This is a genomic window from Promicromonospora sp. NFX87 (assembly GCF_048564965.1).
Taxonomy (GTDB): domain Bacteria; phylum Actinomycetota; class Actinomycetes; order Actinomycetales; family Cellulomonadaceae; genus Promicromonospora.
On sequence record NZ_CP183413.1, the window covers coordinates 6,365,051 to 6,385,535 of the forward strand.

At 71.1% G+C, this 20,485-nt stretch carries 31 protein-coding genes and 1 pseudogene; 26 read left to right on the forward strand and 6 right to left on the reverse strand.

What is annotated here, in order from left to right:
- Window positions 1-62 precede the first annotated feature (62 nt).
- Together ACNYC2_RS28460 and ACNYC2_RS28465 are read right to left on the reverse strand one after the other, a co-directional pair.
- Entirely contained in the window at window positions 63-2,408 is a 2,346-nt protein-coding gene (locus ACNYC2_RS28460) for a S9 family peptidase (protein WP_419704946.1), read from the reverse strand.
- A gap of 90 nt (window positions 2,409-2,498) precedes the next feature.
- The gene (locus ACNYC2_RS28465; protein ID WP_419704947.1) at window positions 2,499-3,797 is read right to left on the reverse strand and encodes an endonuclease/exonuclease/phosphatase family protein; all 1,299 of its coding nucleotides are present in this window, start codon (window positions 3,795-3,797) and stop codon (window positions 2,499-2,501) included.
- Window positions 3,798-3,986: 189 nt separating this feature from the next.
- Here ACNYC2_RS28465 and ACNYC2_RS28470 point away from each other — a divergent pair, with 189 nt between their 5' ends.
- Window positions 3,987-4,526 carry a septum formation family protein gene (locus ACNYC2_RS28470; protein ID WP_419704948.1) on the forward strand — a complete coding sequence of 180 codons (540 nt, stop codon included), beginning with the start codon at window positions 3,987-3,989 and terminating at the stop codon, window positions 4,524-4,526.
- Here the strand turns inward: ACNYC2_RS28470 and ACNYC2_RS28475 are convergent.
- The 4 genes and pseudogenes from ACNYC2_RS28475 to ACNYC2_RS28490 form a co-directional block, all read right to left on the reverse strand.
- Window positions 4,507-5,634 (reverse strand): annotated as a pseudogene (locus ACNYC2_RS28475) (MFS transporter); the annotation flags it as partial. The gene ACNYC2_RS28470 and the pseudogene ACNYC2_RS28475 overlap by 20 nt on opposite strands.
- An 80-nt stretch (window positions 5,635-5,714) precedes the next feature.
- Window positions 5,715-6,044, reverse strand: a complete 330-nt coding sequence (locus tag ACNYC2_RS28480; RefSeq protein ID WP_419704949.1) for a hypothetical protein — start codon at window positions 6,042-6,044, stop codon at window positions 5,715-5,717.
- A 14-nt stretch (window positions 6,045-6,058) separates the two neighbouring features.
- Complete coding sequence (locus tag ACNYC2_RS28485) at window positions 6,059-7,636, reverse strand: recombinase family protein (protein ID WP_419704950.1); 1,578 nt, start codon at window positions 7,634-7,636, stop codon at window positions 6,059-6,061.
- Window positions 7,637-7,877: 241 nt separating this feature from the next.
- Window positions 7,878-8,177: a helix-turn-helix domain-containing protein gene (locus tag ACNYC2_RS28490; RefSeq protein ID WP_419704951.1), complete on the reverse strand. Its 300-nt coding sequence runs from the start codon at window positions 8,175-8,177 to the stop codon at window positions 7,878-7,880.
- A gap of 90 nt (window positions 8,178-8,267) precedes the next feature.
- Between ACNYC2_RS28490 and ACNYC2_RS28495 the strand changes: the two genes are divergently transcribed.
- The 25 genes from ACNYC2_RS28495 (at window position 8,268) to ACNYC2_RS28615 (ending at window position 20,485) form a co-directional block, all read left to right on the forward strand.
- Window positions 8,268-8,567: a helix-turn-helix domain-containing protein gene (locus tag ACNYC2_RS28495; protein ID WP_419704952.1), complete on the forward strand. Its 300-nt coding sequence runs from the start codon at window positions 8,268-8,270 to the stop codon at window positions 8,565-8,567.
- 124 nt (window positions 8,568-8,691) lie between these two features.
- The gene (locus ACNYC2_RS28500; protein ID WP_419704953.1) at window positions 8,692-8,850 is read left to right on the forward strand and encodes a hypothetical protein; all 159 of its coding nucleotides are present in this window, start codon (window positions 8,692-8,694) and stop codon (window positions 8,848-8,850) included.
- Window positions 8,847-9,002, forward strand: coding sequence for a hypothetical protein (locus tag ACNYC2_RS28505; RefSeq protein WP_419704954.1), 156 nt, complete (start codon window positions 8,847-8,849; stop codon window positions 9,000-9,002). The genes ACNYC2_RS28500 and ACNYC2_RS28505 overlap by 4 nt, the downstream gene beginning before the upstream one ends.
- Window positions 9,002-9,487: a hypothetical protein gene (locus tag ACNYC2_RS28510; RefSeq protein ID WP_419704955.1), complete on the forward strand. Its 486-nt coding sequence runs from the start codon at window positions 9,002-9,004 to the stop codon at window positions 9,485-9,487. Before ACNYC2_RS28505 ends, ACNYC2_RS28510 begins: the two co-directional genes overlap by 1 nt.
- Entirely contained in the window at window positions 9,484-9,759 is a 276-nt protein-coding gene (locus tag ACNYC2_RS28515; RefSeq protein WP_419704956.1) for a hypothetical protein, read from the forward strand. Before ACNYC2_RS28510 ends, ACNYC2_RS28515 begins: the two co-directional genes overlap by 4 nt.
- A complete protein-coding gene (locus ACNYC2_RS28520) occupies window positions 9,759-10,178 on the forward strand; it encodes a hypothetical protein (RefSeq protein ID WP_419704957.1) in 420 nt (139 codons plus the stop codon). The genes ACNYC2_RS28515 and ACNYC2_RS28520 overlap by 1 nt, the downstream gene beginning before the upstream one ends.
- Complete coding sequence (locus tag ACNYC2_RS28525; RefSeq protein WP_419704958.1) at window positions 10,175-10,327, forward strand: hypothetical protein; 153 nt, start codon at window positions 10,175-10,177, stop codon at window positions 10,325-10,327. Before ACNYC2_RS28520 ends, ACNYC2_RS28525 begins: the two co-directional genes overlap by 4 nt.
- Window positions 10,328-10,433: 106 nt before the next feature.
- Window positions 10,434-10,634, forward strand: coding sequence for a hypothetical protein (locus tag ACNYC2_RS28530; protein ID WP_419704959.1), 201 nt, complete (start codon window positions 10,434-10,436; stop codon window positions 10,632-10,634).
- On the forward strand, window positions 10,631-10,939 hold the full coding sequence (locus tag ACNYC2_RS28535; protein WP_419704960.1) for a hypothetical protein: 309 nt from the start codon (window positions 10,631-10,633) through the stop codon (window positions 10,937-10,939). The genes ACNYC2_RS28530 and ACNYC2_RS28535 overlap by 4 nt, the downstream gene beginning before the upstream one ends.
- Complete coding sequence (locus ACNYC2_RS28540) at window positions 10,936-11,283, forward strand: hypothetical protein (RefSeq protein WP_419704961.1); 348 nt, start codon at window positions 10,936-10,938, stop codon at window positions 11,281-11,283. The genes ACNYC2_RS28535 and ACNYC2_RS28540 overlap by 4 nt, the downstream gene beginning before the upstream one ends.
- A gap of 2 nt (window positions 11,284-11,285) precedes the next feature.
- The gene (locus ACNYC2_RS28545; protein WP_419704962.1) at window positions 11,286-11,525 is read left to right on the forward strand and encodes a hypothetical protein; all 240 of its coding nucleotides are present in this window, start codon (window positions 11,286-11,288) and stop codon (window positions 11,523-11,525) included.
- 3 nt (window positions 11,526-11,528) lie between these two features.
- Window positions 11,529-12,980, forward strand: a complete 1,452-nt coding sequence (locus ACNYC2_RS28550; protein WP_419704963.1) for a ParB/RepB/Spo0J family partition protein — start codon at window positions 11,529-11,531, stop codon at window positions 12,978-12,980.
- Window positions 12,977-13,288, forward strand: a complete 312-nt coding sequence (locus ACNYC2_RS28555) for a hypothetical protein (RefSeq protein ID WP_419704964.1) — start codon at window positions 12,977-12,979, stop codon at window positions 13,286-13,288. The genes ACNYC2_RS28550 and ACNYC2_RS28555 overlap by 4 nt, the downstream gene beginning before the upstream one ends.
- Window positions 13,285-14,202 (forward strand): hypothetical protein, encoded by a 918-nt coding sequence (locus tag ACNYC2_RS28560; protein ID WP_419704965.1) that lies wholly within the window; start codon window positions 13,285-13,287, stop codon window positions 14,200-14,202. Before ACNYC2_RS28555 ends, ACNYC2_RS28560 begins: the two co-directional genes overlap by 4 nt.
- An 8-nt stretch (window positions 14,203-14,210) precedes the next feature.
- Window positions 14,211-14,624 (forward strand): hypothetical protein, encoded by a 414-nt coding sequence (locus ACNYC2_RS28565; protein WP_419704966.1) that lies wholly within the window; start codon window positions 14,211-14,213, stop codon window positions 14,622-14,624.
- Window positions 14,625-14,674: 50 nt separating this feature from the next.
- Window positions 14,675-15,220 (forward strand): hypothetical protein, encoded by a 546-nt coding sequence (locus ACNYC2_RS28570; protein WP_419704967.1) that lies wholly within the window; start codon window positions 14,675-14,677, stop codon window positions 15,218-15,220.
- The gene (locus ACNYC2_RS28575) at window positions 15,217-15,933 is read left to right on the forward strand and encodes a hypothetical protein (protein WP_419704968.1); all 717 of its coding nucleotides are present in this window, start codon (window positions 15,217-15,219) and stop codon (window positions 15,931-15,933) included. Before ACNYC2_RS28570 ends, ACNYC2_RS28575 begins: the two co-directional genes overlap by 4 nt.
- On the forward strand, window positions 15,930-16,463 hold the full coding sequence (locus ACNYC2_RS28580; RefSeq protein WP_419704969.1) for a hypothetical protein: 534 nt from the start codon (window positions 15,930-15,932) through the stop codon (window positions 16,461-16,463). The genes ACNYC2_RS28575 and ACNYC2_RS28580 overlap by 4 nt, the downstream gene beginning before the upstream one ends.
- A gap of 340 nt (window positions 16,464-16,803) precedes the next feature.
- A complete protein-coding gene (locus ACNYC2_RS28585) occupies window positions 16,804-17,439 on the forward strand; it encodes a hypothetical protein (protein WP_419704970.1) in 636 nt (211 codons plus the stop codon).
- A 32-nt stretch (window positions 17,440-17,471) separates the two neighbouring features.
- The gene (locus tag ACNYC2_RS28590) at window positions 17,472-18,290 is read left to right on the forward strand and encodes a hypothetical protein (protein WP_419704971.1); all 819 of its coding nucleotides are present in this window, start codon (window positions 17,472-17,474) and stop codon (window positions 18,288-18,290) included.
- Window positions 18,287-18,649: a hypothetical protein gene (locus tag ACNYC2_RS28595; protein ID WP_419704972.1), complete on the forward strand. Its 363-nt coding sequence runs from the start codon at window positions 18,287-18,289 to the stop codon at window positions 18,647-18,649. The genes ACNYC2_RS28590 and ACNYC2_RS28595 overlap by 4 nt, the downstream gene beginning before the upstream one ends.
- Entirely contained in the window at window positions 18,646-19,041 is a 396-nt protein-coding gene (locus ACNYC2_RS28600; RefSeq protein ID WP_419704973.1) for a DUF6221 family protein, read from the forward strand. The genes ACNYC2_RS28595 and ACNYC2_RS28600 overlap by 4 nt, the downstream gene beginning before the upstream one ends.
- Before the next feature lie 132 nt (window positions 19,042-19,173).
- A complete protein-coding gene (locus ACNYC2_RS28605; protein WP_419704974.1) occupies window positions 19,174-19,491 on the forward strand; it encodes an HNH endonuclease in 318 nt (105 codons plus the stop codon).
- A gap of 188 nt (window positions 19,492-19,679) precedes the next feature.
- Window positions 19,680-20,207, forward strand: a complete 528-nt coding sequence (locus ACNYC2_RS28610; protein WP_419704975.1) for a hypothetical protein — start codon at window positions 19,680-19,682, stop codon at window positions 20,205-20,207.
- Window positions 20,208-20,221: 14 nt separating this feature from the next.
- Complete coding sequence (locus ACNYC2_RS28615; protein ID WP_419704976.1) at window positions 20,222-20,485, forward strand: hypothetical protein; 264 nt, start codon at window positions 20,222-20,224, stop codon at window positions 20,483-20,485.

Here is a 20,485-nt window from a genome sequence, read left to right on the forward strand (position 1 = left end):
CCGTCCACCGTTGGTCGAGCTTGTCGAGACCTGGTTTCGACAAGCTCAACCAGCGGGCGGGATCAGTGGTTCGCCAGGTTCAGGACGTCCAGGACCCAGGCGTGCTCGAACGCGATCTGCTCCCACGCCGAGTAGCGCCCCGAGACGCCGCCGTGCCCCGCCGACATCTCGATCTTGAGCATCGCCGGCGCGCCCGCCGCCTGCAGCCGGGCCACCCACTTCGCCGGCTCCACGTACAGCACCCGGGTGTCGTTGAAGCTGGTGGTGGCGAGGATCCGGGGGTAGTGCGAGGCGTCGTCGGTCACGTTCTCGTACGGCGTGTACGAGCGCATGTACGCGTACACCTCGGGGTCGTGCAGGGGGTCGCCCCACTCGTCCCACTCGGTGACCGTCAGGGGGAGCGTCGGGTCGAGCATCGACGTCAGCGCGTCCACGAACGGCACTCCGGCGAGCACTCCTGCGAACAGCTCTGGCGCCAGGTTGGTGGCGGCCCCGACGAGCAGCCCGCCCGCGCTGCCGCCGTCGGCCACCATACGGTCGGACGCCGTCCAACCGGTGTCGGCGAGATGCCGCCCGCAGGCCACGAAGTCGGTGAACGTGTTGAGCTTGGCCCTCAGCTTGCCGTCGTCGTACCAGGCGCGGCCCATCTCGCCGCCGCCTCGTACGTGGGCGATCGCGAAGACGATGCCGCGGTCGAGCAGGCTGAGACGCGGGACCGAGAAGTACGGGTCGATCGAGGACTCGTACGCGCCGTACCCGTACAGGAGGAGGGGTGCCGGCTCGGCAGGCGCGCCCGCCTCGGCCGTCGAGCCTGACGGGACCCCGAACCGCACCTTGTCCTTGCGCCAGACGAGGGAGATCGGGACGCGGGTCCCGTCCTCCGCCGTCGCCCACTCGCGGCGCTGGTCGTAGTCGCCGGGGTCGTAGCCGCCGAGCACCGGCTGCTGCTTGAGCAGGACACGCTCGCCGGAGGCGACGTCGTACAGGTAGAGCGACTGCGGCGTGACGAACGAGGTGTAGCCGACCTTGAGGTTGGGCTGCTCCCACACACCGACGCCCGCGCCGACCGACTCCAGCGGCTGGCCGAACGAGATCTCCTGGAAGCTCCAGGTGGCCTGGGGCGTCGTGAGGTGGGGGATCTCGGCGGGGTCGGCCTGCGAGGTGCCGGTCTGCGAGGTGCCGGCCGGGTCGACCAACGACAGGACCGCCGAGCGGGAGATCGCCCCGCGGCGGTAGTAGAGCACCAGGTAGCGCTCGCTCGCGCTCACGCCCTCCAGCCGCACGTCCGGGTCGTGCGCCACGACGACGGTCGCTGCCTCCGGCGTCACCGTGTTGCCGGGTGCGGGAACGGGTGAGCTGACCAGCTCGAAGTTCAGCGCGTCCTTGTTGTGCAGGATCAGGAGGACGTCGCGGGTCTCGCCGGGCTCGACCACCGAGGGCGGGTCGACGAGCGAGGGCGGCTCGGACAGCGAGGACGGCTCGACCATCGAGGCGGGCAGCATCGCGTGCTCCACCGTGTACTCCACGCCCTCGCGACGCGGCCACACCACGCGGAACTCGCCGGTCGGGTTGTCCGACTCCAGCAGCCACGACTCGCTCGTCACCTTGGAGCCGAGTTCGATCTGGAGGTACTTCTTCGACCGGGAGAGCCCCACACCCACCCAGTAGCGCTCGTCCGGCTCCTCGAACACGAGCACGTCGTCGGACGACGGCGTGCCGAGCCGGTGCCGCCACACCCGCCACGGCCGCCAGGCGTCGTCGACGGTGAGGTAGAAGATGTGCTCGCCGTCGGGCGAGAACATGGCGCCCGGAGCGGTGTCCCGCACCTCGTCCGGCAGGTCCTCGCCGGTCGCCAGGTCGCGGACGCGCAGCGTGTAGCGCTCGTCGCCCGCGGTGTCGGTGGCGTGGAGCAGCCGGGTGCCGTCCTCGGACACGTCCAGCGAACCGAGCGCGAAGAAGTCGTGGCCCTCGGCCTGGACGTTCTGGTCCAGCAGCAGCTGCTCGCCGGGGACCGGCTCGCCGGGCTCGAGCACGCGGGGCGTCCAGTCGTCCGGCCCCGCGGCGCGGTAGCGCGCGTGGATCGGGTACTGCTGACCCTCGACCGTGCGGGCGTAGTACCACCAGTCACCGTCACGCGACGGGACGGAGAGGTCGGTCTCGAGGGTGCGGCCCTTGATCTCGTCGAACAGGGTCTGCCGCAGCGGCGCGAGGTGCTCCTGCTGGGCGAGCGTCCAGGCGTTCTGCGCCTCCAGGTGCGCGACGACGTCCGGGTCGTCCTTGCGGCGCAGCCACTCGTAGTCGTCGATGAAGGTGTCGCCGTGGAAGGTGCGCTCGATCGGGCGGCGCGCCGTCAGGGGGGACTCTGCGGTAGAGCGGGCGGTCTCTGAAGGAGTCAGGGCGTCAGGCACCGCGCAAGCGTATCCGCGCGCGCATCGTCGAGTGCGGGATATCCGCCCTCCAGACGGGCCTGGAAGGGCGAACATCCCGCACTCACGAGATCAGAGCTTCAGGTCGGTCCAGGTGAGGCGGTGGTCGCTGCTCGGGAACGGGTAGACGCCGGTGAGCCGCGACAGCGGGTCGGCGGCTACCGGCCAGAAGACGCCGGCGTCCCGGACCCGCAGGTCACGCGACGGCAGCACGTAGTCGACGCGCAGGTTGCCGGGCGTCGTGTCGGCGAAGTCGGCGGTGTCGAACGCCGGGTCGCCCTGGTGCGTGAGGTTCGCGCCGGCCTGCAGGGCGGAGGCCTCGGGCCCGCCCGCCGACGTCGCCTGCGGGTCCGTGATCCGCGGGTTGCGCAGCAGCTGGTCGATCGCCGAGTCGACGGAGTCGCCGTCGACGGGGTCGGCGTTGTAGTCGCCGACGATCACGAACGACGAGCCGGGACGCAGCCCGCCGTGCCGGCCCTCGTCGTCGTACTGGTAGCGGGAGCGCCAGCCGCCGCGCACATAGTCCGCCCAGAACCGGATCTCGTCGTGGTTGCGCAGCCCGTTGCGGTCCTCGGCACCGTCGAACGACGGCGGGGTCGGGTGCGCGGCCAGGACGTGCACCGTCTCGCGGCCGACCCGTACCGGGACGTCCCAGTGGGACTTGCTCGAGAGCGGCAGCACCGCGAGCTCCTCGGCCGAGTACCAGTCGGCCGGGGCCGCCGTGGCCGGGTCGTCCGGCAGGAGCGCGCCCGGCATGTCCTGCCACTTGAAGTCCTGGAACGTGCGCACGCGGTCGTGCTGGATGGGGTACTTGGACAGCACGAGCATGCCGTACTGCCCGGGGAACAGGCCGAAGCCGAGCGCGTCGTCGCCCCCGCCGACGGTCCCGTTGTTGTTCAGGTCGAAACCGCTCGGGATGCCCGTGTTCGACGGCGCGACGAACGCGTACGGGTACTCCACCGGCTTGCCCGTGCCCTGCGGCACCTCGAGGTAGTTCTCGCGGAACAGGTCCGCGGCGGCGTACGGGTCGGCGTCGCCGGAGTAGTCGAACTCGTTGAGCAGCACGACGTCGGGGTTCGCGTGCTGGATGACCTCGGCGACCGTCGCGGCCTGGGCGTCGTCGCCCGTGGACAGGTCGGCGACGAGCTCACCCTCCGTCGCCCGGTTGAGCGACAGGTTGTAGGTGGCGGCGCGCAGGGTCCGGTGGCCGACGCCGGGGTGGCCGGCGCTGGTCCGGTCCGCGCCTGCCGTGGGCGCACCCACGGTGGCCGTTCCTGCCGACGCGGTGCCCGCCGAGGCGAGAAACGCTCCGGCCAGCAGTGCCACTGCCGCGGCGGTGCTGGTCAGGCGCACTGGGGTACTGGCTCGCATGACTGCTCCTTCTTCGGGTGCTGTGCGGGTGGTCCGCGTCAGCCACCGTAGGGCCGAGTCGGTTCGACCGGGTGAACTGCGTATGAACAGCCCTGCACAGGGGGTTCATAACGGTAGTTTTCCCCGGGGCGGCCAGTCGGCCGCGCGCCGACGGCGTTCGCCGTCGCGCAGTTTCTTGAGGAAGAGTCGATGAACCGAGCTTTCCGCTTCGCCGCCGCCACCGCCGCTGTGACCCTGTCCCTCACGATGCTCACTGGCTGCGGAGCGATCCTGGACGAGATCACGTCGGGCGGTGACGCCCCGCGTGACGAGCCCGGCGGCGAGATCACCGCCTCCGCCGAGGCGGACGCCTTCGAGATCCTGAAGGGCGACTGCATAGACCTGCTGGCGCTCAAGGGCTACGGCGACTCCTCCGAGGGTGACGAGTTCGAGGTCGAGTCGGTGCCGGTGGTGCCCTGCGCCGAGCCGCACACCGGTGAGGTCTACGCCGAGCTGATCATGGAGGGCACCGAGTTCCCGGGCGCCGAGGCCGTGACGAAGAAGTTCGACGAGTGGTGCTACGCCGAGTTCGAGAAGTTCGTCGGCCTGTCCTACGACGAGTCCGTGTACGGGTACACCGGATTCTTCCCGACCAAGGACACCTGGGAGCAGCTCGACGACCGCACCCTGCAGTGCATAGTCAGCTCCGAGGAGCCGGTCACGGACAGCCTCAAGGGTGTAGCGGAGTAGAGCTCGGCGCAGTCGGGCGCGGCGCGGCAGCGCGCCGCGCCGTCAGCCACAGGTCCGTCGCGACCACAGCCAGTGCGGCCAGCACGAACACCGCCCCGACCAGGGGCACCGTGCCGACTCCGACGGTGGCGACCACCAGCGCCCCGAGTGCCGCCCCGCCGCCGATCCCGAGGTTGAACACGGAGCTCGATATCGCGGTCGCCGACTCGGTGGCGCCCGGGGCGACCCGCATGGACAGGAACGACAGGGCGGGCGGGATCGCGCTGAACGCGAGGCCGAACAGGGCAAGCCCGACCAGGGCGAGCGCCGGGACGTGGCCGAGGCCCCACAGGAGCACCAGCGACCCGGTCAGCAGGCCGAGCGCGACGAGCATCGTCTGCCACGGCCGCTTGTCGAGCACCTGGCCGGTCAGCAGCGTCCCCGCCATGCCCGCGACCCCCTGGCCCAGCAGCAGCACGCTGAGATACCGGTCGGGGAAGCCCGCCGTCTCCAGCACGAACTGGGTGACGAACGTGATCATCATGAACCCGCCGGTCACCAGCAGCACCGTGACCACCATGAGCACGACGAAGCCGCGCGTGCTGGGGTGCGTGCCGCGGGCGGTACCGCTCTCCTCGGCGTCGACGTTCGGCATGGCGATGACCATCGCGAGGCACGCGAGCAGGCTCACCACGGAGAACATCAGGAATGCGGTGCGCCAGCTCGTCTGCTGACCGACCCAGGTGCCGAGCGGCACGCCGAGCAGCGGTGCGAGCGAGTTGCCGATGGCGAGCCGCGCGATCATCTTGCCGCGGACGGCGGGTGCGAACAGGCTCGCCGCGGCCGGCGTCACCACCGACCAGAACAGCGCCTGCCCCAGCGCCGTGACCATGCGAGCGGCCATCAGGTCGGCATAGCCGACCGCCACCGCCGACCACAGCGTCCCGACCGTGCACACCGCGGTGGTCGCCGCGAGCACGTAGCGCCGCGGGAACCGGCGCGTGAGACGCGAGAGCGGCAGCGAAGCGAGGACGACGACGGCGGCGTAGGCGCTGACCAGCAGCCCGATCTCGGAGGTGCTGCGGCCCAGGTCCGGGGCGATGAGGGTGAGCAGGCCGCCCGGCAGGTTCTCCGCGGTGACGAATGTGACTAGGGCCTAGGCGCACCTTGTTGGACCGCTCCGACACGGCAGGGGCCAGCGAGGGCCGGTTAGACCCGGAATGGTTGCATGTCCGCGACCTGGCGGTCGTCGTCGATGGGCACCCACGTGTCGGACGTGTCGTCGTACATCACCCGGTATGCCCCGGGCTGCAGGTATCCAGCGACCGCGTACAGCCCATCCTCGAACACCTCGTCAGGCGTGTGGTCGATCTCGGGATCCCGCACGCTGACGATGACTCCAGTAGCGCTGCCGTCCTTATCCACCAGTCCGGACGCGCTCACCAGGTCGAACGTCCGCAGGTCGACGATCGCCGAGTCGCCGTCCTGTCCCACGTACAGCACGCCCTCACGCGGCTCGGCCTCGTTCAGCTCGTTCACCAGTCGCATCGTGCTCACCCTTCGGTAGATGTTTCGTCGTCTTCCCAGCTCGGCACCACGCGGATGCGCGGCGCCCACTTGCCGTCGACCCGCTCCACCCGACCGGGCTCGACCTCCACACGCTTGATCAGCTGCCGCAGCGTCCCACGCTTGTGCTCGATCGGCATGGCCCCCCAGTCGACCAGGGCGGCCGCGGCGATCGCCTCCGGCACTGGCCGACGCGCGGCCGCGCGCAGTGCCGCGTGCTGCGCCTCGAGATTGCGCACGGTCTCCTCGAGCTCGGCCCGCAGTTCCGGCCATGCCATCTCGGGCACCTGCCCCTCGAGGTAGGACCGCGTCGCGGACACTAGCTTCGCCTTCGCCGTCTCCACCTGGCGCTCGACGCGGCCCATGTCGACCGCACGCTTGGCGCTCGCGGCTTCCGCTCGCGCGAGTGCGGGCTCGAGGTCGTCGGCGAGCTCGTGCAACCAGGCCATGACGAAGGTCTCGACCTTGTCGATTGAGACCGTCCCGCCGGCGTGCGCCTGGGAGCTGACGCGGCGGTTGCACATGTAGCGGGGCCGTCCCTTGCCGCCCGGTGTGTTGCTGCCGGAGAGGCTGCCGCCCATGGGGCCGCCACAGGTCCCGCCGTCAGGCAGGGGTGCGACGCAGCGCAGTAGACCGGACAGCAGGTACGCACTGCGCTCGGTGGTGCGTGTGCGCCGGCGGGCCGCTCGCTGCGTCTGGTACTCGTCCCACAAGTCCGAGTCGATGAGGGGTTCGTGGACGCCGGGGACGTGGACGCGACGCTCACACGTCCGGTCCGGCCGGTGCCGACATGCTGGATCGTGCACGGACAGCAGGCCGGCGGCGAATCCGCTGTCCATCATGCGGCGGATCGTGCGGTCGCTCCACAGCGCCGCGGACGTCCTGACGCCGTAGCCGGCGGCCGGCCGGACGCCCGAGGCGTTGAGCCACCCGATCAGGGTGTAGAAGCTCTCGCCGGCGGCGAACCTGGTGTAGGCGTCGGCGAGCATGGGCCCGGTGACGGGGTCGGGGACGTGCAGCCGGCGTTCTGTGTCGTAGGTGTATCCGAACCGTGGTTTGCCGTTCGCCGGCAGACCGCGCGCGACCCGGTTGGTCTGCACGCTCTTCCAGCTCTCGCCCATCAGCTCGGCCTTGTAGGCGTGCATCTCGGCGAGGACGCCGCGGTGGAATCGCCCGGACGCCGTCGTCACGTCGGGGTGCTCGGTCGCCGACTCGAGGTAGCCGCCCGCGCTCTCGACACGGTCGAGCGCGACGGCCCACCGCACCCGGTTGCGTGCGTGGCGGGAGTACTCCCACGCGACGATGGTGTCGAGCTCGCCGGATTCGACACGTTCAATCTGCGCGTCGAGTCGTGGCCACCATGCCGACTTGCGGCGGGACCCGGATTCGTCGATCGCTTCGATCGTGTCGACGATCTCGATTCCCGCACGGGCGCAGTGGCTTTCGATCGAGGCCTGCTGCAGATCAGGGCTCAGCAGGTTGTCGCCGCGTGCGCCCAGTTTCGAGACACGGATTATCGCGACGCCGCGGCGCGGCCGGTCGTGCTCTGTTGGTGGGGTCGGCACCGGTATTCCTCCTGGTCAGGCGCAAATGACACCGCTGTTACATGAACGCGCATGTAGATAGGGCGATTTCATCATTTGAAACGACAATTCACCCGGGGGACATTAAACGGATAAACAGGGGCAATCGCCGCAGGCAACCATTTTCACTATTGCAGGATGGGTGGTATGTCACACACAGGGGGCGTAGAGAGCCTCACCCTTCCAACCTGTCCACGCTCGTGCCCGGTGTTCGCGTGCCGGCTTAACCGGCTGCACCGGCCGGATCCGGAGACATTGGAGTCTCCGTGCCCGCAGCTGCCTTCTGCGCTGCTCGCCGCGTGAGTTCCTGGATGAGCCAGTCCGGCGGGACCTGGGCCACGGCGGCGATGCCCATGATGATGTCCGCCGAGATGTGGTGCCGGCCGATGAGCCGGCCGCTCACGTAGTTCTGGGTGCGGCCAAGGACGGTCGCGACCTGCGGCTGGGTGACGCCGTGTTCCTTCATGTACTCCGACGCGGCGAGACTCAGCCGCGCGTTGAGGTCTTCCGACTGTTTGTCCATGGGTCAACACGGTAGAGCCCGGATCGCATATGCGCTAGCCCGATGCGGGATCGGTTGACCTCCTAGCGCATATGCGCTACGTTCCTGAACATGGAGCACATCACCACCCCCGCCATCCGCGGCGTGAACGTCCCTATCGGCCAGAACGTCCGAGCGGAGCGGGTGCGCCGCGGCGAGAAGCAGGACGCGGTGGCGCGGATCCTCGGCGTCTCGCAGCCGGCCTACTCCGAGCGCGAGCGGGGCGCGCAGCCGTTCAGCGCCCCCGAGCTCTTCCTGATCGCCCGCGCGTTCCGCATCGACGTGTCGGTCTTCTTCCCGTCGACGATCCCCGACATGCCCACGGAGGCCTCGGCAAGCTCCTCGCCCGGGCTTTCGCGTACCGCTGCGTAGCGCATATGCGCTGAACGGCTTCACGCCTCCGCCTCACACCGACGCTCGGACGGTATCCGGGCAAAGAGCGAGGCCCCGCGCGCTCAGAACGCATATGCGGGGCCCCACCGAAGGGAAGTGTCCCATGGGGACCACACCGAATGGCAAGTACGAGCCCGAGAGGGTCGAGCCGAGCAGCGCGCCGCTGACCCTGCGGCCGTCCGCCGCTGACCGCCTGGCCGCCGACGCCCGCAAGGCGTTCCTGGGCGCCATCTACTTCGACGAGCCCGAGGCCGGTAAGTGACCGGCCGCGACCACGCCCGGGGCGGCGTCGAGGAGGGCCCGGTGCCGACCGAGGCCGAGCACCAGGCCCAGGTCGAGCGGGCCCGCCAGGCGGACGCCGACGCTGCCGCCGCCCGCGCTCGCCGCGGCGAGTGCGGATCGGGGCTCTACTGATGAGCGCCCGCGTCTGGCAGGTCGGCGACGTCGTCCGCGGGGCCGCGCACTTCGGCGACGACCGCGACCCGCACCGCTACGAGGGCACGATCCGGGAAGTCGCTCCGGCCTACACCTCCTCGAGCGGCTACCGCATCACGGCACGCGCCTACGTGTTCGACGGCGACGAGTGCGTCGGTTTCTTCGTGCTCAAGGACGACCTCGCCACTCTCGACGACCCGATGCGCCAGTCCCTGGGAACCATCGGCGACGAGATCGAGCTCCTCGAGCCCGCACCCGAGCCCGCACCCGAGCCCGCACCCGCACCCGAGCCGGAGCCCCTGCCGGCGCTGGTTCAGCTGGACCAGGCCCACGCCGAGGCCCGCCTGATCCAGGCGGCCCTCGCGTGGGAGGCCTCCGAGCACGACGTGCCGTGGACCCACACGGACGCCCAGGACGAGCTGCGCGCCGCCGCGCGCGACTACCGGAAGGCGACGAACCGATGAGCCTCACCCACCGACCCCCACGGTCCCAGCCCTCGGCCGACCGGATGCACAAGCACTACCTCGAGCGTCTGGCCCGTGGCGGTCAGCCCCTCGTCACCCGCCCGCTGCAGGAGCTCCTGCCTCGTCAGCGTCGAGGCATCCCGCTCCGTCTCTGGCAGGTCGCCGAGGTTGCCCGCAGGGCCGCCCTCGAGGTGGTGACCGGCACCCTGCTGGGCGTGGCTTCGGCCGCTGTGGTCGTCGGTCCCGTCGCCCGCGGGATGGGGTGGCTCTGATGCGGCTCCGGTTCGAGCGCCCGCCGGCGCCCGCCCTGCTCGGCCAGATCGCGCTGTGCGTCGTGGGCATCGCGGCCCTCGGCGGCGGCGGTGTCGGCCTCGGGTTCTACCTCGACAAGCCCACGACCGAAACCGAGATCCGGACGCTGGCCGCCGCGCCGGCGTGCCGCGAGATCGAGGCCGAGCTGCAGGCCGAGCGCGCCGCCGTCGAGTACCTGGCCGAGGCGGGAGAGAACGTGCAGCACGCCGCGGCCGACCTCGCCGAGGTCACGCTCTCCGCGGACCGCGACGCGATCCTCCGGTCCGGCAAGGTCCTCGACACCGCAATGCGCGCCGAGCAGCAGAGGCGGCTCGACCTCGCGACCGCCCACGCCGTCACGGACGCCGTCGTTGCCAATTGCGCACCGGAGCGTCAGTGAGCCGCGCCGTGCGGGCCGCAGCGCTCGCGGCTGGCGCCGTCGTCGGCCTCCTGGTGGCGCTCGCGGCATACGCGTTCGTGGCGCCGTCGGGCACCGAGCCGACGCCCGCTCCGGGCCCGGCCCCGACCGTCGCGGCGGTGCCGGCATGACCGCCGCCGAGCTCGTGCCCCACGTCCTGCTCTGGCTCGCGGCCGCGCTCCTCGCGCTCGCCGTCGGCCGCTACATCGTCCACACCCTCAAGGGAGGGCACCGCTGATGACCAGGACCCGCGCTGAGGCGCTCGCGGGCGCCGCCCGTTCGATCGTCGAGGGCCTGCGCGTCAGCGACTCGCTGCCCATCGAGGAGGCGGCCCGCCGCGCGATGCACGCCGGCGGCCCGTCCTTCGAGGAGCTCGTCGACCTCATCCGCGCTCGCCGTGTCCGCCTGGGCATGCTGCCCGAGCAGGCCGCCGCATGATCCGGGACCTGGTCACCCTCGTGGTGCAGGAGCTCATGCGCCCGATGCGCCGGTCGGCCGCCCTCGACCCCGAGCCGGGCCGCTCCGGCTGGGACCACCTCGACAGCCACGGGCCGCGCCAGGCCCGCACGTGCCCGTTCTGCAACGCGTGGTTCAACACCACGGCCCAGCAGGACGCGCACGAGCACAGCTGCGACCAGCGACCGACCAACCCGACGCCGGCCGAGGTGCTCGACCTCGCGCTCCCGCCGCACTACGCATCGATCCGCCACCCGCTACACCAGCCCGAAGGAGAGCACCCGTGAACCCGCTGCTGCTGCCTGAGGTCGACGTCCCGCCGACCGCGTACGACACGGACGCCTGGCCGACCGCCGCCGAGATCGCTGCCGCCGACCAGGAGCGCGCCGCCCGCGCCGATCGCGACGTCCTGGAGGAGGAGCTGCGTACCGTCCTCGCGGCCGTCGAGGTGGCCGCCGTGCCCGTCACGGGCCGGCTCCCGGTGATCGTGCCCCTGACGAAGGCGGACGCCCACCGCGGCGCCACGGAGGCCGTCATCGCCCACGCGTGCGACCGGCTGCGCGAGATCTCGCGCAGCCGCCGCACCTCCGAGCTCCCCGACGTCGTCGCGATGCTCGAGGCGGTGATCTGACGGTGAAGAACCGCACCCACTGTGCCGACCACGGCCAGACCAACCCGTGCCCCAGCTGCGCGGCCGACCACAAGGTCGGCGACCACGCCGACGAGCCGCACACCGACACCTGCCGCGCGTGCCGCTCGGACGCCCGCCCGGCCACCACGCCCACGCCGGCCACGCGCCGCACCCGCACTGTCCTCGACGTCGCGGCGCTCGTGGCGGGCGACGACACCCTGACCCATCTCACGGAGGTATGACGCATGACCACCACTACCGAGCACGTGCCCGCAGGCACCCTGATGGAGGTCCCCCTGGGCGACCTGGTGCTGGACGACAACATCCGCGCCAACACCCAGCTCGACGACGTGTTCGTCGCGTCGATCGAGGAGAACGGTGTCCTGGTCCCGCTGGAGGCGCGCCAGGACCCGCTCGGCCAGCTGCTCATCGTCGACGGGCAGCGCCGCTACCTCGCCGCGCTGCAGACCGGCAAGGCGACGGCACCCGTGATCGTCGTGTCGGACATCGGCGACGACGGCGACCGGATCACCAACCAGTGGATCCTCAACGAGCACCGCGCGCCCCTGACCGCGGGGGAGCGGGCGGAGGCCACCAGGCAGCTGTCGCTGTTCGGCCGGTCCCCGGCGGCGATCGCGAAGCGGCTCGGCACGTCCCGTGAGGAGGTCGACGCCGCCCTGGTCGTGGCCGAGGCACCCAAGGTCCTGGAGGCGCTCGCTGCTGCGCCAGCCATGGACCTGCTCGCCGCGGCGAAGCTGGCCGAGTTCGCCGACGACGAGGACGTGTTCGCCGACCTCTCCGAGACGGCGTCCGAGGAGCCCGAGTCCCTGGATCACGAGCTGGCGTGGGCCCGGCAGAACCGGGCGGTGAAGGTGGCGAGGGCCGAGCGCATCGCCGAGCTGGAGGCCTCAGGCGTGCGCGTCGACGTCGACGACGCCGGCGGGTCGCTGTGGGACCTGTCGGCAACACCTGCCACCGTCTCGTCGACGCCGTCCGCGCTGACCGTCGAGGAGCACGCCACTTGCCCGTACCGGGCCGTCCACGTGTCCGCGCGTTGGGGTGGTGGAGAGGTGGAGGTCACCGTCGGCGAGCGGTGCATGGACTGGGAGGCCGCCGGACATCACAAGCGGTACGACCGTCCGCAGGCGGACCCCGCGGAGAAGTCGGCCGAGCGGAAGAACACGCTCAAGCAGAACGCCGCCGCGGATGCCGCGCAGGAGGTGCGCCGGCGGTTCATCTCCGACCACCTGCTGTGGGAACGGGACCCGAAGGGCCGGATGACGAAGGTTCGCGACGGCACCGTCCAGCACGTCGCTGCCGTGGTGGCACAGTCCAGCACGGGCCTCGACTACGAGGCCAGGACGCTCCTGGACGAGTGGGAGCGCGGCAAGACGCTGCCGCCCCCCGGATCGTCCCGCGTGGCCGCAGAGCGGTCCCTGCTGCGTCGCGTGCTGGCCATCGGTGAGTCGACCCTGCCCCGTACGTTCTGGCGCTCGCACCACTACGCGGGCAACTACAGCATGGCCGGCGGTGCCCCGGTCGCGGTGCAGCACCTGCGCCAGCTGGAGACGTGGGGCTACGGGCTCGCGCCGGTCGAGCGCGAGTACCTGCAGGCGTGGGACGACGCTGTGACCAAGTACCGCGAGACCGAGGCGAAGCGCGCCGCCGAGCGTGACGCCGAGGCGGTCACACCGTGACCAGCGACGAGGTCACACCCGACCCCGAGATGGTCACATCTCGGGTCACACCCCGCGCTGACGACCGCCTGTACGCCGAGGACGTGGCCGCCGCTCAGGGTGTGACCACCGACGCGCTGCTGTCCCGGCTGCGCGAGGTCGAGGCGGAGCACGCCGCCGACCCGTGGCGGTGCACGGCCCCGGACTGCGAGCAGCTGCTGCCCGAGGACTCGCAGGCCGACACCTGCAGCCAGGCCTGCCGCCAGGCGCAGGCCCGGGCGCTGCGCGGCCGCCGGTCACAGGCGCCCCGTGACCAGGGGCCGACGTGACCACCGTGACCACCGTGACCGACCTGGCTACGCCCCCGCTGTGGCACGCACGCCGTGTCACAGCGGGGGCGGCCTCGGGTGTGACCGAGGCGCTCGAGGCGCTGCGGGCGTTCGGGCTCATGCCCGACCAGCTGGCCGGCGAGTCAGCCCACCTGCTGGACCTGAACGACTTCGACAAGGCGCGCGCCCTGCTCGAGGAGAACGAGGAGGAGGAGAGCATGGCAACCGATCTGGACACGGCCCCGAGCCTGGACATGAACCCGAGCGTGATCCGCGCGTGGGCCAAGACCCGCGGGCTGCGGGTCGCGTCGATGGGGATGGTCCCGCGTGGCGTCGTCGACGCGTACATCGCGGCCGACGGCGTCCCCGGGACCGCGCCCGTGCGCACGGAGCCGACCGACGACGAGATCGCCGCCGAGATCGACGCAGCCTTCGCCGGGCCCGACGCCGACCAGGACGACGGCGCGCCGGTCGAAGAATCGGCCACCGTGACCGAGGTCGACCTGCGCCGCCAGCTCGACCGTCTCGGCGTCGCGTACTCCGCCCTGCAGGCCGAGCTCGCGGAGGCCCAGCACGACGCCGAGACCGTCCGCGCCGTGCTGCTCACCACCGAGGAGCAGCGCAACCAGGCGCGCGTCGAGGCAAACAGGGTCGCGGTCGAGCTCGCCGAGGCGCTGGAGGGCCTCGGCGAGCAGGCTCGCCAGGCTGCTGTGGTGTCCACGCTGCCCGGCCCGCTGCCGGAGGAGATCCTCGAGCTCCTCGCGGCATGGCACGCGCTGTTCGCGAAGGCGACCGAGGTCGACACCGCCGCGGGCCACACCCTGGCCGAGGTCGCGCTGCCGGCACTCGTCCTCGAGGCCGCCGACCAGGCCCACGACCTGGTCCGCCTGCTCGACGGGGACGTGAGCCGATGAGCGCCCCCGTGCCCGAATCTGTTCGGCGAGCAGCTGAGGCCATCGAGGCCGAGATCAAGGCGCACCCGACGTTCGACCCGAAGCCGTTCGGTGCGATCGGCACCTTCCCGCTCGGCGCCACGATGACCGACCTCGCCCGTGCCGCCCTCGGGTCGCTCGACGTCGGGGCGATGGCGCGATCCGTCGCTGACGACCTGGACGGCCAGGACGTCCACACCCTGGTGATGCGCCGCCCGGGCGAGTCGCGCCGCGACCAGGCCGAGCGGATCGGTGCGTGGGCTGCTGGCGTGATCGATGCCGCGATCCGAGGCGACGACAGCGGCGAGGCCGACCCCGGTCTGCTCGTGATCCTCCTCGGCGCCGTCCTCGTGGTGCTGCCCGGCGCCGCGGCGCTCGCGATCGCCACGGGAATCCGCGCATGAAGCCGACCACTGAACGAAACCATCCTCCGCAAGCCGACCAAGGGCACACCATGACCACTGACCAGACCCCCGTCACCCCCCTGACCAAGCGCTGCGTGGTGCTCGACCTGGTGTCCGGACACGCGTCGGCGCTCGCCGGCATGTCCGCCCTCTACGCGCGCCCGGACGACGACGCGCCGGAGGGCGCTATCGCCCTGCCCCTGATCTACCTGACTGCCGCGGACTTCCGTGCCCTCGGCGAGCGGGAGCAGATCACCATCACGATCGAGCCGGGCGACACGCTCACCATCCCCGCCATCCCCGCCATCCCCGACGTGCCCGTGCTCGGTCACCGCGCGCCCTGCGTCGACGGCAGCGTCTGCGGCGGCGTGCACTGCCCGCCAGCCCCCGTGCCCGTTCACGAGCTGTGCGGCGGCGAGGCGTGCGAGACGACCGGCGAGTGCCAGGCCCGAAGCCAGTGCGAGTACCGCACCGACGAGGTTGGCGAGGCCGACGAGGTCACGTGCCCCAACTGCGGCCGCGACCACATCCCCGACGAGGGCGACTCGCACACCACCTGCGTGGAGTGCCAGGACGGGTCCGGTGACGACGAGTGACTACCACCGACATCGGCCTCGGCCGCGCGTCCCTGCGCAAGGCGCTCGCGGCGGTCCTGCCGCACGTGGGGAAGAACCTGGCCCTCGGTCGGGTGCGCCTCCTGATGCACTCGGACGAGCACCTGTTCGCGATCGCCACGGACGGCTACTCGACCGGCATCGCCCGCGTCGCGGTGCACGAGGTCTACGCGCTGTCCGACCTGCCGTGCATCGACATTGAGCCCCGCACCGCCAAGGAGCTCCTGGCGGTGTTCACGCCGCCGAAGGACAAGGACCAGCGCTCGGTGTGGGAGACCGAGTCGTTCCGTGTCGTCGCCACGACGGACCAGGTGACCGTGACCGAGGAGTCGGACCTGGCCGACAACCGGCGCCTCGAGGTGCCCCGGCTCGGCGAGCCTGAGTACTACCCGAACGTCACCGAGGTCACGGCCGTGCACCTGCGCTCGGCGCCGTCGTACACCAAGCGCGTCGGCGTGAACCCGGGTTACCTCGCCCGGTTCATCGCCAGCTCGAAGGTCTACGACGGCGAGCACCTGCTCGTCGAGCCCCGGCACGGCGCCGGGGGCAAGGGCTTCACGTTCCGGGTCGGCGAGGACTTCGCCGGCGTCCTCCTGCCCCAGCACCTCGAACCCGCCGAGCTCGCCGCCGGCGACACGTGGTGGGTCGACCTGATCGGCACCCTGACCACCCCGATGCGAGAGGCCGCAGCATGACAGTCGAGATCCACCGCGCCCAGTTCGTCCGCGAGGGCAGCGCCAGCTCGTCGGGGGGCGAGGTCCGGTACTACGAGGGCGAGGCCGGCGCCGAGCGCCTGCGCGACGACGTGCTGTACGCGTTCCTGAACCAGGTGGTCGACAACACCCGAGGTACCAGCCTCGCGCGGACCTGGCTCGGCGAAAGGGTCTACCCGCGCCTGAGCAAGGTCGTCAAGGTGCAGCGCCTCGTCGACGGCGAGTGGGTCGAGCTCGAGGTCGACCTGGTGCTGCCCGACGTCGTCCTCACCGCGCCGAGCGTGCCGTGGCCGTTCAAGCCGGGCGACGTCGTCGACGACGCCGAGGGCGCCGTGGAGGAGTGGCTGGAGGCGGCACCTGAGCAGACCGTCGTCTTCGACCCGCGCGGCGACGAGTGGGCGCGGCGCCTCGACGTCGGCTGGGTGCGCCCCAACGCCTTCGTCGACTGCACGAGCTCCACTCTGGCCACCTCCGGCCCTCTGACCGTCGTCAGCGTCGGCAAGGAGGCCTGAGTGGGTCCTGTGCACATCCCCGAGCTGGCGATCACGTACGTGGTCGTGTGGGACGAGCTCGGCATCGTGAAGGTCGGACGGGCGTGGAAGGCCTCGCGCCTGCGCAACCTTCACGCCACCGGCGGGCGGGTCGTGATCGCGCATCGCGACACGCCCCGCGGGTGGGAGCAGTACGCGCTCAAGGAGCTCGCCACGGCGGGCTACGAGCGCGCCTTCGCGAACGAGGGCGAGGCTGTCGCCGTGCTAGCGCCGGCAGGCCGTGGGTGGACCGAATGCTTCCGCGTGACCGCGGAGACGTTCGAGGCAATGTTGAGGACGATCTTTAGGGGGTTCGCGCGCTATGGCCGTGACCAGCAGGCTGCGGAAGATACCTCCGTCGATGTTCGCCGACGAGGTGCTGTTGGAGTTGCCGGCCGAGGTGCGGTTGACGGGGCTGGGACTGCGCTTCTTCGCGAACGATCAGGGCAGACAGACCGCCAATCCGACGATGGTCAAGGCGCAGGTGTGGCCGTTGACGCAGGCGGTCGGCGAGGAGCAGGTCGAGGAGCACCTGGTCGCTCTCGAGGACGCGGGGTACATCCGCCTGTACGTCGTCGGCGGCCGCACGTACTTCCAGCTCGTGGAGTGGCCGTCGGTGGACAACCGGTCACAGGAGGATTTTTCGCGCGTACCGCCGCCACCGAGTGCCGCTCGGTCGGGTCCCGATACCTCTATACAGACTCTCGCGGTAGTGGAGAGAGAGAAGAGCGAGGGAGTGGGAGGGGGAGAGGGGGAGCTGAGAGTGGGAGCGGGCGAGGCCCCGCAGGGCACTCGATCACGCCTCATGGGTACGCCCAAGCCGTCACCGTTCTGCAAGAGGCACCCCGACGGAACCGACCACCCATGCGCACCCTGCGGCCGTGCCCGCCTGGCCCACGGGGAGTGGGTAGAAGCACAGATGGAAGCCGAGCTCGAGGAACTGGGGGCCGCATCGTGAGCCGACGTAAGACCCGTCCCACCATGGCGCCAGTGCCCGTGCACGACGGCCTGGACCAGCTCGCCGTGATGGGTGCCCGTGACGACCTGCTGGCCGTCGCGGACCACCTGCCCGACCTCACGGCGTGCCTGGCCACCGGCGGCGGCGGTGCGCTCACCGGGATGCCTGGCGGCGACGGCGAGGTGCCGCTGCCGTACGACATCACGGTCGCGGACCTGCTCAAGGACATCCGCCGGCACGCCGAGTTCCTCGAGCGCGCCCTTCTCGACGTCGACGTGCTCGTCACCGCGTCGACGACGCCGGGCAAGCTCCGGCAGGCCGCGTACGAGGGTCACAGGCTCGCGACCGACGCCCGGACGGCCGTCGAGCTCTGGGACACCGCGAAGGACCTGCGAGAGCGCACCGAGCAGTCCCTGGGGACCAAGGTGCGCCCCGACTGGCTCGGACCGTGCCCCACCCTGCTGTGTGACGCCGACGTGTACCTCTCGCCCGGTCGGGAGGTCGGCACGTGCCGCGGGTGCGGTGCGGACGTCACCAGGCAGGGGCAGGCCGAGCACGCGGCCTGGGCGATGTCCGATCGCCTGATGACGCTGTCCGAGCTCACGAGCGCGCTCAAGGTCGCCGGCGTCGAGGTGCCCTACGACACAGTGCGCACCTGGTCCAGGTCGATCCGGGGCAAGCTGCCGCGCCTGCCTGAGCACATCGACGACGCGCAGTGGCACGCCGAGTGGCTGGGCTTCCCGTTCGTACCGCCGAAGGCCAGCAGTGGCCTGTACCCGTTCCCCCTGGCGTGGGAGCTCGCGCTCACACGCCATGGCAACCGACTAGTGGAAGGACCGACAGCAGCGTGATCATCGACAACTTCGGCACGATCAAGCCCAACCCGTGGCGCTTCTACAGGCCCCGCATCGTGACCGGCATCGCGGTCGACGAGGCCGCCCTCCTCGCCAACTGGCAGCCTGGCCCGCTCATGGTGCTGCCCGAGCCGGAGATGCCCGAGCGGTACCGGGATCTCGTCGAGCGCATCACGAAGCGCCCGCGACTGCCCTCGGTGTACGAGCTCGAGCGGGCAGCGCTCGACAGGGCGCAGGACGGCCTCATGCGGGCGGTGCGCTCGGGTCGGATCCGGCACGAGGAGATGAGGCAGTCCGGGTCGCTGGGGCAGTGGCAGGCCGCCGACGAGGTGCCCGTGAAAGGACCGGACGCATGAGCCCCACCGAGTTCCTGACCGCTCGCCACGACGAGGAAACGGACGCGCTCGTCAAGCTCCTGACGCCCGGATGGACGCACGACGGCACGCCGTCCCCCACCCCCGACGAGCCGCTCGCCCGCGTCCACAAGTGGACGCTGACGCTGGGCCGTGTGCTCGCCGACGTCACCGCCAAGCAGGCGATCGTCGAGCAGCACCGGCCGGCCACGGCGGAGGACACCCACGAGATCGGTGCCCACCCCATCAACGATGGCCGGTGCTCGTCGTGCGTCGCGTTGCATGACGAGCGGGGCTACTGCGAGCAGATGGAGTATCCGTGCCCGACCACGCTCGCGTTGCTCCAGCCGCACGCCGAGCACCCCGACTTCGACCCGACGTGGGCGACGACGTGAGCGACGTCGCACGCGGCGTGTTGCGCACGCCGAGGTGTACCGGATAACGTGTGCTCTGCTGGATCTTTTCCAGCGACAGGCCCGGATGGCGAGTGATCGCCGCCGGGCCTCTCGCATGCCCGGGAGGTGCCGATGGTCACCTCGCGCACGGGCACCGCGAACTGGAAGCGCGTGCAGCGCACGGTGATCGCGGAGGCGATGCACCTCGGGATCACGTCGTGCCCGCTGTGTCAGCTCCCGTTGCACTACGTGCCTCGCAGCCTCGAGCACTACAACCCTCGCCGCGCCGAGGTCGACCACATCGTGCCGGTCGAGGATGGCGGCCAGGACACCGTCGAGAACGCTCGCGTGATCTGCGCCGACTGCAACAAGCGCCGGCGCTCGAAGCGGCGCAACCGGGCCAACGCGCCGGACGCCTGGCCGGTCCCGCTGCACTCCGATATCTGGTGACAGGGGGGCAGGAGCCCCCCTCCCCCCAAAGGGGGTCGCTGCCCGGGGTATTGCGCGATCTATCCCCGAGTTTTTTCCACGAGCGTTTCCGCAGGTCAGAGCGTTGTATGCCTGAGGCACCCGAACCCGCCAGAACCTCACCCGAGCGTATCCGCAGGTCAGGGCGCTATAGCCGTTACACTTGAGTCATGCGGACATGCGACAGGTGCGGCGGACCGATCGACGCGCTCGCACGTGCCGATGCCGACTACTGCTCGACCCGCTGCCGCGTCGCAGCACACCGTGCGCGCAAGCGTGCGCAGCTGCCCGACGAGCTCGTCGACGCGCCGCGCTGGGTGCGCGCGGACGGCAAACGGCCCATCACGACGAGCGGCACGCCGGCGTCGTCGACCGATGCCACGACCTGGTCGACGTACGCGGCCGCACGGCGCTCGCAGGCCGGCGACGGCCTGGGTGTCATGCTCGGCGCCGGGCTCGGCTGCTACGACCTGGACCACGTCACCGACGAGCAGGCCGCCGCGTTCGTGCGCACCGTGACCGAGCGCGTGCTGTACGTCGAGCGCAGCCTGTCCGGCAACGGCGTGCACGTGTTCGTCACGGCCGCGGAGGAACGCGGGTGGCGCCGCACGCTGCAGCTCGACGGCGAGCCGATCAGCGTGGAGCGGTACACCCGGGAGCGGTTCATCCGTACGACGCTGGAGCGTCTGCCGATCTGAGCGGGGGTGCATCGATGGCCGCCGAGGACGAGAGCCAGAACACGGTCCAGTACGCCGTGCAGCACGGTGATCGCCGCGCGGTCCTGGTCGCGATGCGTGATGTCGTGTCCGTGCGGATCGACGACAAGGCGACCTCGTCGCGCGACATCGCCGCGCTGACCAACCGCCTCATGAGCATCACCGCCGCGATCGAGAAGATCGACGCGGAGGTGCAGGAGGGAGCCGAAGATGGCGACCTCGACCCGGAAGAGGACTTCGACCCGGACGAGGACGTCTGA